Origin of the sequence: Flavobacterium sp. N2820 (assembly GCF_025947285.1) — a bacterium.
Classification (GTDB): Bacteria; Bacteroidota; Bacteroidia; order Flavobacteriales; family Flavobacteriaceae; genus Flavobacterium.
Window position 1 is genome coordinate 1,714,979 of sequence record NZ_CP110008.1, and the last position, 12,917, is coordinate 1,727,895.

A 12,917-nucleotide genomic window follows, 5' to 3' on the forward strand; every position below is an offset into this window, starting at 1 on the left:
ATTACCCGAAAGGAGTACAAAACTCCTTTCTTGGTAATAAGCCCCAAAAATCGAATAAAAATTCAACTATGCTATTGTGTGGTTACATACAAATAACCCGTTTTTTCAACATTTTTTTTCTGTTGCATATTTTCCAATTGAAATTCATAGTTAATGATGTAGAAATAGGTGCCTACAGGTAAAACATCTGTGGATACATTTAATCCTGTAGAAGATTTTCCTTTGAACACGGCATTTACATTATCATATCCTTTAACTTCATATACCTTTGCGCCATATCTATTAAAAATGGCAACAGAATTATTTGGATAACACTCAATACCTTCCAGATAGAAAAAATCATTTTTACCATCCTCATTAGGCGTCAACGCGTTGTATATTGTGATCTCGCAAGCCATATAAAACGTTTGTACAAAAGTAGCTACGTTTCCACAGGCATCAGTCGCTGTCCATGTTCTAACAATTGTAGTCAAACTGAAACAGTCGCCTTGCTCTTTTGTTTCTTCAAAAGTAACGGTTACCGCACTGATAGCATCAACAGCTTCCAAAGGAGCTACTTCGGGCATAACACCACAATCTACATACAAAATCGATTCAGGCATATTAATAAATACAGGAGGAGTTCTGTCTTCAATCGCTACTGTTTGTGTAAGAGTAGTAGTATTTCCACAAGCATCTACAGCTGTCCAAGTTCGAATCAAATCATAGGTTCCTAAACAAGTACCTTCGATTACCGATTCATCATAATTTAACTGAACAGTTCCACAAGAATCTGTAGCATCCAAATCATCATAATCAGGCACCTCATCTAATGACGAAAAAACCAATCCAATAGGCAAAGAAATAGTAAAAACAGGAGCTGTTGTATCTTGAACTGTTATAGTTTGAACATGAGTAACCATATTACCACAAACATCTGAAGCCGACCAAGTACGAATAAGACTGTAAAAATTAGCACAAGCACCCGCAATAACTTCTTCTTTAAAAGCTATTGAAACATCACTACAATTATCTGTAGCCGATAGCGTTGCTGCAACTGGAATAGTAAAACATTCCACCGTAACATCAGTAGGTAAATTTCCTGAAAAAACAGGTGCAATAGTATCCTCCAATTGGAACATTTGTGTACAAGTTTGCGTACTTAAAACCGTATTTTCTGAAGCATCAAGTAATCCGTTCAAATTGGTATCCAAGTAAACCGAAATAGTATACGTACGAACAACCGAAGTATTACAACCCGTATTAGGACTATTAGCTGCAGTAATAACAACAATTCCACAAAGAGAAGCACCGATTGTACCCGATTGATTTCCCAATTGTTCAAATTGTGCCACTGTTAAAGTCATTTCAGCAGGAATTTCGTCATAACATTGTACAGTTGTTGTTGTAAATATAGGGCAAGTTACTGCAAGTAAACATTGAGAACTTAAGCTGATAACCGCATGATTTGAAGGATTCCCTTGAAAATCTGCTACATAATAAGTTATTGCTGATGGTGTTCCATAAAATCCCGAAACAGGTACAAATGTTATAGTACCTAATACTGAATCGATCAACCAAGATCCTTCTCCAGGAACAATCATTTCTGTTGGAGTTACAATAACTCCTGCAGGTGTGCTTGGAGCCACAAAAGCAACAGTTTGCGGATTTACCAAATCACCTAAAGTATCATTGGCAAGTACATTTATAGTTAGTGAGGTTCCTACACTATAATACAAAGTATCATCAACTGCTACAGGCAATAAATCAAAACTAATTATTGCAGTATTACTTAAATTATCTTGAAAATCTTTGACGTTATAAGAAATTGAACTAGGCACTCCTGTAAAAGTAGACAACGGTTGAAAAGTCACCATACCTGTAACAATATCTGCCAACCAATTCCCTTCAGCAGGAATAGTGCAACCTATAATTTGTCCAGTAGCGCAATAAACTAAATTAGTCGCACTAGAAGGCGCAATGAATCGAATAGTTTGTGGATTAACAAGAGCCCCTTGAACATCATTAGACGTCACAGCTATAGTTGACGTTGCACCATAATTATACAAAATAACATCATCAGTTGCAATAGGACAATTGGTATAAGCCTCAATAACAACTGCTAATGCTGCTTGATTTGCACAATTGGTAAGCACATCAGTGCACATATAATTGTAGGTATTCGGTTGTAAATTTGCTATAGTAAAAGTAGGAGTTGTACCCGTATAAACAGTACCAGAATTGATTTCTGTGATGGACCAATGAGCCGGTAAATTTTCAAATGTAACGGTACCTTCAGAAGACTGACAGGTAGGTTGAATCAGAGAGGAAATTACGGGCTGAGGGGCTTCGTACACATAAAAAACCTGTGTAAATTCTCTACCACAATCGTCCATTGTTTTTGCAGTATAGGTCATACCAGGCGTTAATCCAGTAAACACCGAAGAAGATTGATAAGGAGCTAACTGAGTAGTTGCAGTGGCATCATACAGGGCATAAGTAAAAGGTGCTTTACCACCTGTAGCCACCATTTCAACCACAGTATCACAAGCATCAATTGTAGCAAATGCGAAGGGAGATAACACTACATCAAAGGCATATTCATATAAATAACCTCCTGGAAGTCTTGGCAATCCATTCACACCACCAAACTGCTGCGGTTCCATTGGAATATTATGCGATACAACGCCGCCGTATCTAAAATAGTATTGTTCATTATTAGGTAGACTAAAAGATATTTGATAACCTCCCCAAATTGCTGAGAAATGAAATGGTGGGCCAAATCCCATATTTCCTGACATTACTAAAGTACCATCTGCCTTGTAAATTGCCGCAGTTGTGCCTGAAAATACCGCTGGAACCTTTAAATATACCATAACATCCCCTGTTACCATACCACAATAATCTAAACTATGTGTAACCTCTAAACTTCTTGTGCAAGGTGCAGTATAATCAAAAGTGCTCGTTTTTCCACAAGCATCTGTTACCGTAAAATTATACGTTCCTGAAGGAAATGATTTGATAGCATCAATTGACAATGGAGATGATATATTTGGTGTATTAACAACCGTTGAAAACGGATAATTTGGCATTGAGGAATTAATTGTAGGGCCAGCACCTGATTGAGTAGAATATGTCGTAGGTCCTGAATTAAAAGTTATGGTCAAAGGCGCTACAGTTAAACTTGAAATTGGCAATTCATTTAAATTTAAAAAAGTAATATCATCAAAAAAGACAGTATCTCCTGTCCAAATACCACTATGACAAGAAACAGAAGGCTCAAAAGGAACACTTTGTTGAGTCATTGTTTTTTGAAATGTTATTCCGCATGCATCCACTAATGTAATGACATAATCAACATTGAATTTTAAACCTAATGAAATAGGTACAGACCCTCCTAGTGGCGCAGCATTAAAATGAGTTAAATCTACTGATTGCGGCATTATAGGCTGGTCATTAATATCTAATGCAATACCACCCGGATTAGAAGCTTCTTCAACTGATATTTGAATTGGATTTGTTACATTTACACGAAACATCTTTACATCAAATCCTAGTGCACATGTATTATTAGTATTTTCTACACTAATAATTCTTGGCGCATCAAAAATAATATCCTGAGCAATTGGTAATGCTAATGAACCCCCTGTAATGGAACCACAATTATTAAATCCTGTATAAGTCAAGTCTGCTCCGTTAAAAAAAGCTACTGGAATACTAATATCTGTTCTAAATTGATTAAAAGTGTAATTAACTGTTTGTCCTATTGGGTTAACAAAAGTTAATGTTTGTCCCAAATTATTAAGAAAAGTATAAGTTGCATCCCCTGAGGTAGTTCCTGAATTAGTAGCCAATTTAAATTTCAATACATCGCCACAATTACCAGGTGTGGAATATCTACCATTATGTGTAATAGATGTAAGCATTGAAGAAACATTGGGTTGTGCACTAAAAATAGTAATTAATTTATCTGAATTATTACCCCCACATTGATCAATAACATCCACAAGATAAGATCCAGCAGGTAAACCTGTGATAACATACGTAGATGTGTTCAAAGGCAACGCATAACTTAAAGGTCCGCTAGGTCCACTCAAAATTCGAACAGTATATTGTTGGTTTGTGAAATCATTTGCGCCTACAGTACTAAAGATGTTCGAAAAGCGCAACTCACCATCGCTGCCGTTGTGACATCTTGGCGAATAAGTACTTACAACAAAATTATCTGCAGGGCGTATCGAGTTATCGACACATTGAGCATAAAAATTGATTGAAAAAAACAATGTCAAAACTAAAATAGCTTTTGCTGTGTAGGGTAATTGTTTTCTCATGGTTCGAACTATTAAATTTGACTTTGTATCTGATTTTCAATGAAATCTTAAACAAAGTTGCTCTAACCATATGCTATATTCAACCCTTGATTAACAAGTGGGATGATATAGTTAACAACTGTAGCAAATCAGAAAGATTTGTATTAGAACCATATAAAAAACAATAGCAAACAAATAATACTACACATAACATAAATAAATTGTTAATTTTTTAAACAAAATAACAACTTTAACTTATTTTTAGTAAATTTACTACAATTTAAAAATTGAAAAACCCCTTTTCAACTTCCATAAAAACTTTATTACGTACATTTTTATTCAACCGATTTAAATAAAATCAACATGGGTATTAAAAATAGTTCGCTCATTATCAATGAAGAAGAGAAAGTTTTAGAAGAAATTGAAATTCTGTCAAAAACAGGAAGTTGGGAAATTGATTTAAAAACTAAAGAAGTATTTTGGTCAAAAGGAGTATATAAAATGCTAGGCTATGAAGCAAATGGGTTCGACATCGATTTTGAAAAAGCATTCGCTACAGTGCATCCCGATGATCAAAAAAGAGCTGTTGATTTATTTGAACAAGTAGTAACAGGCAATACTATGTACGAAATTCAAAAAAAATTAATTTGCGCAAACGGAAATCACATCCACGTTCGATCTGTTGGTAAAATCGTAAAAGATGAAGACCAAAATCCAATAAAACTAATAGGCATTTTCCAAAATATTACTGATTTTATTAACGCAAACGACGAAATTCGTACCATAAGAACTATAACCGAAAATATAGTCAATTCATTAGATTGTATTTTTTGGGAATTTAACATGAATAACAATCTACTTTCCTACATCAACAACAAAGCTGAAAAAATGCTCGGATTTACTGCCGATAATTTTTTACACAATCCAAAACTTTGGTTTGAAAGAATTCACCCAGAAGACAAAGAAAAAAGTCAATATGACTACTTTAAAAGAGCCAAAAGCAACAGCACTACTGTAATTGAATACCGTTTTCTAACAAAAGCAAACAAGTACATTTGGATCAGAGACCGCATTACAAAAGTGGTAGAAAAAAATGGCGACAAATTACTTAGAGGATTACTTGTAAACATTACGAAAGAAAAAGAAACGGAAGGCAAAATTAAAATGGAAAAAGAACTCAATAAAAGACTTTTTCAAAACTTACCCAATATGGTCTTTATTTTTAATAAAAAAAATGAATTCTTATTATGGAACAATAAACTCCTAGAAATAAGTGGTTACAATGAAAAAGAAATGAAGACACTATCTCCTTTCGATTTTTTTGAACCCAATCAAAAAGAATTAATTACGCAGAATATTGATGCCATATTTGATAAAAATATTGAAATTGAAATCGAAACCCTTTTGATTACAAAAACAAAAAAAACGAAACCAATACTTTTCATTGCAACTAAATTCAATTACATGAATAAAGACTGCATTTATGGAATTGGAATTGATTTAACACAAAAAAATATGTTAGTCAACAAACAAAAAAAATTAACAGAAACCATTGAAAACATTATACAATTTGCACCAGAAAGTTTAGTAGTTGTAGACCATCAAAAAAATATCTTTAAAAAAAATAAAGCTTTTGATAAATTAATAAATGAATATGCACCTAAACTACAGTATACCAAACCCGAATTAAAAAAATTAATTCTCCAGCAAATCATGAGCAACACACTAGATGATGGAAAAAAAACCATTACCATAGAGAAAAACGAAAAAAATAAAAAAATATAAGTATCTTTCTTTGCCATAAGAAGCATGTTTTACAAACCAAAACATTATGACGTTTAAAAAAAGTAAATCAAAACTAATTCTTGATGTAAACTCAAGAGCTATGTCTTTTCCTAATGATGACAATGCAAGTCTAATTATTTCGCTTAAAGATGTCACGGAACAAAAAGAAAGCGAAAACAAATTGGCATTAAGCGAAAAACGATTCAAATCGCTGGTACAAGAAGGTTCTGACATGACCGCAATTGTAGATTCCAAAGGAATATATAGTTATGTGAGCCCAAATTATTTTAGTATTTTAGGATATTCCGAAACTGATTTAGTAGGCAAATGTGCCTACTACTTTATGCATCCAGATGAAGTAGACTTCTTAGTAAATGAATTTAAAAAACTCGAATACCAACCTAGAGTAAAACCACCTTATTACCGATTCAAAAGAAAAGACAATTCATGGGCATGGGTAAGAAGTGTAGGAACCGACTTAAGAAAAGAGGAATCCATTGGCGGTTTTGTCATCAATAGTGTAGAAATTTCAGATTTAATTCAAAGCCAAAATACACTCCAAAAAAGTAACGAAAAATTTGAACTCATCAATAAAATCACGCGAGATGTTATTTATGAATGGGAAATGAAAGCCGATCAATTTCATTGGGAAGAAAGTTTTAGTCGAATTTTTGAATATGCTGCACTCAATAAACCTAAAAATTTTCTGGAGTGGTTGCAATTAATCCACCCTCAGGACCGAGAACAATACCATACGAATTGGAAAAATTTTATTACCAACCCAAAAGAAAATAAATGGGTAGCCGAATTTAGACTCAAAAAAAACAACAACACCTATGCTTTTGTAGAAGAAAATGCCTTTATAATTAGAGACATCGCCGAAAATGTCATCAAAAAAATTGGAGTGCTTCGTGATGTGTCTGACAAAAAAGTACAAGAACTTGAAAAAAGAATTCAAAACGAAATTTCCTCCTATTTTAAAGAAGACAAAAAACTAAATCATATTTTAGATGACGTACTAAATTTCTTAACCAATGAACCTTTTTTCCTGGCGTCCGAGATATGGGTATTAGACATCAATAAAGAAAAAGTAAAGCTAATGGCTTGGCATGCCAAAAACTCTAAAACGGAAAATTTTTATAAAAAAACCAAAAACATTTCAAATTTCAATAAAGGTGAAGGTTTACCAGGAATAGTGTGGAAAAACCAAAAACAAGAAATATGGAATAAAACCAAAATGGAAGAAAAATTCCTTAGAAATGCAGCTGCAAAGGCAACTGGCATTAACTCTTCCATGGGAATTCCTCTTTTTAACAACAACAATATAGAAGCCGTTTTAGTAATTCATTCCAACGAAGATCTCACAAAAGACAAAACCAAAATAACTCCTTTTTTACAAATTAAAAATTTTCTTGGAGCAGAAATCCACAGAAAAAGACAAGAAGAAATGCACCTTTTGATGTTTCAAGCTGCACCCGATATTGTGGCAATTGCCAACAATAAAGGGTATTTCAAAAAAGTCAATCCCGCATTTTGTGAATTATTAGGCTATACTGAAGAAGAAATTGCTGCAAAACCTTTTACTTACTTCTTGCATCCAGACGATGTAAATAAAACCCACAAAGAATATAACGAAACCATATCTGGTGAACGAAATGCGAATAACTTTACAAACCGATACCGCACAAAAAACGGAGAATACAGGTGGATTTCTTGGAGCTCTTCTGATGTTTTTGGTGACGACAACGCCGCATTCGCATACGGCAAAAACATAACTGATATTACCGAACTAAAATTATTATTTGAAAAAACAGCTACTCTAGCCGAAATTGGAAGTTGGGAATATGACACCACAACACCCAATGCCCCTTTTTACTTATCAAATGTAATACACGATATTTTAGAAATTAGCGCAGAAACAAAAATCGACATCAAACAATTTGTGGAATTAATCCATAAAGAAGACCGCATTGCTGTCTCAAAAAAATTGAACGATTTAATAAAAAACAAAAATGACTTTGACAGCGAATTCAGAATAATTACACCACAAAAAAATACGAAGTGGGTGCGTTGCATTGGGAAAATAAAAAAGAATCATGCACTTAAAGACCATAAAATAATTGGAAGTGTTCAAAATATTACCAAACAAAAAACAAACGAACTAGAACTTGCCAAGAAAAACAACTACTTAGAAGCCATTACCGAAATTATTACCGAATTGTTGCAATCTAATGATTGGTACAACTCGTTAAACAACGTGTTAACTATTACAGGAAACGCTATTAATGTTGATCGGGTTTACTATTTTGAAATGAATAAAGAACTTGTAAATGGTAAACAAACTTGTAGTCAAAAAATAGAATGGACAAAAGATACTGCTTTCGCACAAATTGAAAATCCGCTTTTGCAAAATGTTTCGGTAGAAGACTTCAAGCCCTTTTTCTGTAAATTAAATAAAGAACAATTATTTTCTGCCATTACAAGTCAAGTCGAAGATGAAAAGTTTAAAGAAGTTTTAGCGCTTCAAAACATAAAATCTTGTTTGGTTCTACCGATTATGATTAATGACATTTTAGAAGGTTTTATTGGTTTTGATGATTGCAATGAAGAACGCTTATGGACCGTAAGTGAAGTTTCTTTTTTACACAACATCACCTCAAATTTAGCAGCTACTATTCAAAGAAAAAACACCCAAAAAGAATTACAAAACACACTAATTGAACGCAACAATATTCTTGAAAGTATTGGAGATGCCTTCTTTACATTAGACAACAACTGGCGAATTACTTACTGGAACAAAGAATCTGAGCGCATAGTTGGACAAAATAGAGATGAATTATTAGGTAAAGTCTTTTGGGAGGCCTTTCCTAATTTAGTGGGAACTATATATGAAGAAAATTATAAAACCGCTGTAAAAACGGGAAAAAGTATTTACTTCCAAGATTATTTTGAATTCTTAAACATTTGGTTAGACATCAGTGCTTATCCATCAGAAAATGGGCTTTCGGTGTATTATAAAGACATTACTAAAACAAAAAAACACGAAGAAGATCTACGTGCCTCAAACGAGCGTTTTGAAAAATCTACTTTAGCCACAAACGATGCCATTTGGGATTGGGACATCAAAAAAAACACATTATATCGAGGCGATGGTTTCACCCGACTTTTTGGTTATGAAGTACCTAAAAAGATTGGAGACATCAATATCATCGAATTAATAAAAAGTCGTGTACACGACAAAGAAGCTACGAAAGTAATTCAATCCTTAAAAAAAACAATTCTAGACCCACAAAAGTACAAATGGGAAAAAGAATACCTCTACAAAAAAGCAAATGGTAAGTATGCCGCAGTAATAAATAGGGGTATTATTATTCGAAAAGAATCTGGAGAAGCCATTCGAATTGTGGGTGCTATTCAAGATATTACGCAATTAAAAGAAAACGAAGAATCACTAAAATTATTAAACAAAAAACTAGAAACACAAACCAAAGACCTAATCAATTCCAATAAGGAATTAGAGCAATTTGCCTATATTGCATCGCACGATCTTCAAGAACCGTTACGAATGGTGACCAGCTTTTTAACGCAGTTAGAAAATAAATATGCTGAAAAACTAGATGACAAAGCCAAACAATACATCGATTTTGCAGTAGATGGTGCAAACAGAATGCGTACAATTATTTTAGATATTTTAGAATACTCCAAAGTAGGAAAAAATGACGAAGAAGAAAGAAACGCAATTGACCTCAATACCATCATTAATGATGTAATTAAAATGAATCAACAAAAAATAGACGAAACCAATGCTGTAATACAGTTTGATGATTTACCTACCATCAATGGCTACAAATCACCGTTGATTCAAATTTTTCACAACTTAATTGGTAATGCCATAAAATATCAAAAACAGAACCACCACCAGCCCATAATCTCCATAACCTATAAAAAAAGCAGCAAATTTTGGACCTTTACAGTAACCGATAACGGCATCGGAATTCCCAAAGAATACCTTCACAAAATATTTATAATTTTTCAAAGATTACACACGAAAAATGAATATGGTGGAACAGGTATGGGACTTGCCATAGTAAAAAAACTAGTGGAAAGTCTTGGGGGTAAAGTTGGCGTTATATCTGAAATAGAAAAAGGCAGCTCTTTTTATTTTACAATACCTAGAAAATGAAACTATTTAAAAAAATATTTAAAGCACTAGACTATTGGACCAACCAATTAGCCTTATTAGCCTTTTTGGCAATGTTTATCATTACCCAAACCATTGCATTTAAAATTTTTACCATTGAAAAAGAAAATGAAACCTTATTAGTCAAAGAAGAAGCCAATCACATCAAAAACCAGCTAGAAAACGCTATTAATTACAGCCATAATGCCGTAAAAATAATTGGATTCATTGCAGAAAAAAACCTTCAAGACGAAAATTTTGATATCGTTTCTAAAGATTTATTAGCAAAAAATGAATTCATTGATGCCTTGCAATTAATTAAAGACAGTACCATTATTAAAACCTATCCTTTAAAAGGAAATGAACCCACAATAGGATACAACATTGCTTCAAACAGATTGCATAAAATTGCCATTCTAAAAGCAATACAAGGCAATAGAATCTTTTTTGAAGGTCCTATTAATCTAATTCAAGGAGGCGTAGGTATCGTGGGTAGAGAACCCATCTATAAAAACAATAAATTATGGGGTTTTTCAGCCGTCTTGATAAAACAAGAAACGCTTCATAAAGCAATTGGAATAGACAGTACAGGAAGTAAAAAAAGGTTCCAATATCAAGTAACCGGAAAAAATAAAATCGATTTTTTTAATAACAATATCGACTTCAGCGAAGGAATTACACACAAAACCTATATCGCTTCCGGAGATTGGTTTTTACACGTAAAACTAAAAGATCCAAATTTTAAAAATAGAGCCATGGCTTTTAGTGCTTTTGGGTTACTATTAAGTATAATTGTAGCTTTTTTTATCAGAGAATTAGCCATACAACCCGTTAAATTAAAAAAACTAGTGGATGAAAAAACGAAAGATTTAGAAAAATTAAACACTATTTTAAACCAAAGAGCCGACGAACTTTCATCAACCAATAAGGAATTAGAATATTTTGCCTACATCATTTCGCACGACTTACAAGAACCTTTGCGAATGATTTCAAGCTTTCTATCGTTATTAGAAAAAAAATACAATGATGTTTTAGATGAAAAAGGAAAGAAATACATCTTTTATGCAGTTGACGGAGCTAAAAGAATGAAAACCATCATCTTAGATATACTAGAATTTTCAAGAGTTGGAAAATACAATGAAGAACCCACAGCAATTAATGTAAATGATTTAGTGCAGGAAATTGTAGGATATCATAGAAATGCAATTGACAACAAAAAAGTAATTATTACTTATGAAAACTTGCCCACTATTACTTGCTTTAAATCACCAATAACGCAAATATTTCAAAACTTAATCAGCAATTCCATCAAGTATGCCAAAAAAGATGAAATTGTTAACATAAGTATCAAACAATTTGAAGTAGACAAAGACCATTGGGGATTTGCTGTAGAAGATAACGGGATTGGAATTGAAGAACGATATTTTGAAAAAATATTCATTTTGTTCCAACGATTAAACATTCGCCAAGATGATTCTGGAAACGGAATTGGATTGGCTATCATAAAAAAAATAGTAGAAAACTTAGGCGGTAAAATTTGGGTAACCTCAGAAATCAATGTAGGAAGTACCTTTTATTTTACGATTGCTAAAAACGTTTAAAAGGATGTAAAATGAAACAAGAATTAAAAGTAACTTTTCTATATTGCTTGGTTGGAATCCTTTGGATTTTAGTTAGCGATGAAATCATCTCAACCTTTATCAGCGAAAGCGATATGGAATCGATGATTTATTTTCAAAATGTAAAAGGCATTTTTTACATCGTTGCAACGGGCCTAATGTTATATGTGCTACTAAAAAAACACAATGACGCAATGAACCTCAAAATCAATGAGCTAAAAAAATATGCCAATGAATTAGAAACAACAAACCATGAATTAGCGCAATACATCAACTTAGCGTCTCACGACTTACAAGAACCAAGTAGAACGGTAATTAGTTTTTTAACTTTTTTAGAGAAAAAATACGACAATCAAATCGATGAAAAAGGAAAAAACTACATTCATTTTGCAGTAGAAGCAGCCAATAAAATGCGCCAAATTATATTAGACTTACTCGAATATTCTAAAATCTGTAAAAATGACAACCTCGAAAAAGTAAATCTTAACAGTATTATCAAAGAAATCAAAAATCAGTTTCAGGATAAAATTAAAGAGACGAACACAACAATAATAGTTGAAGATTTACCAACAATCAATACAGATGCAACATTAATACAAATTATTTTTAAAAACCTAATTGACAATGCAATTAAATTCAAACAAGAAAATAAACCGCTAAGCATTCATATTGAAGCAATTGACAAAAAAGACGAATGGCTATTTAAAATAAGTGATAACGGAATAGGAATTGAGAATGAATATTTTACTAAAATTTTTGTGCTTTTTCAAAAACTAAATCAAAAAGACACTACAGGCACTGGTAGCGGCTTAGCAATTACAAAAAAGATTGTAACCAATCTAGGAGGCACTATTTGGGTGAAATCGGTGGTAAATAAAGGGAGTGATTTTTATATAAAATTGCCTAAAAATGAAAAAAAATAATCCCTTAAACAATTGACAATAAGTGATTTTAAAAAATCGTAGAATTAATTCTACACTTTTTATGAAAAAGTAATAGATATTTTGTATCTTTAGGCTTAACAACTGCCCCCAATTAAACAAC

General features: G+C 32.7%; 5 protein-coding genes. 4 read left to right on the forward strand and 1 reads right to left on the reverse strand.

The genetic code is table 11. The annotated features are described in order from the left end of the window. Positions 1-71: 71 nt before the first annotated feature. Entirely contained in the window at positions 72-4,310 is a 4,239-nt protein-coding gene (locus OLM52_RS08385) for a gliding motility-associated C-terminal domain-containing protein (protein ID WP_264548087.1), read from the reverse strand. Positions 4,311-4,652: 342 nt separating this feature from the next. Here OLM52_RS08385 and OLM52_RS08390 point away from each other — a divergent pair, with 342 nt between their 5' ends. Genes OLM52_RS08390 through OLM52_RS08405 form a run of 4 tightly spaced genes read left to right on the forward strand, consistent with a single transcriptional unit; the run spans position 4,653 to position 12,796 of the window. Continuing rightward, positions 4,653-6,074 (forward strand): PAS domain-containing protein, encoded by a 1,422-nt coding sequence (locus tag OLM52_RS08390; RefSeq protein ID WP_264548088.1) that lies wholly within the window; start codon positions 4,653-4,655, stop codon positions 6,072-6,074. 46 nt (positions 6,075-6,120) lie between these two features. Beyond that, positions 6,121-10,257, forward strand: a complete 4,137-nt coding sequence (locus OLM52_RS08395; protein WP_264548089.1) for a PAS domain S-box protein — start codon at positions 6,121-6,123, stop codon at positions 10,255-10,257. Then, positions 10,254-11,855 (forward strand): ATP-binding protein, encoded by a 1,602-nt coding sequence (locus tag OLM52_RS08400; protein WP_264548090.1) that lies wholly within the window; start codon positions 10,254-10,256, stop codon positions 11,853-11,855. Before OLM52_RS08395 ends, OLM52_RS08400 begins: the two co-directional genes overlap by 4 nt. An 11-nt stretch (positions 11,856-11,866) precedes the next feature. After that, on the forward strand, positions 11,867-12,796 hold the full coding sequence (locus tag OLM52_RS08405) for a sensor histidine kinase (RefSeq protein ID WP_264548091.1): 930 nt from the start codon (positions 11,867-11,869) through the stop codon (positions 12,794-12,796). The last annotated feature ends 121 nt before the right edge of the window (positions 12,797-12,917 follow it).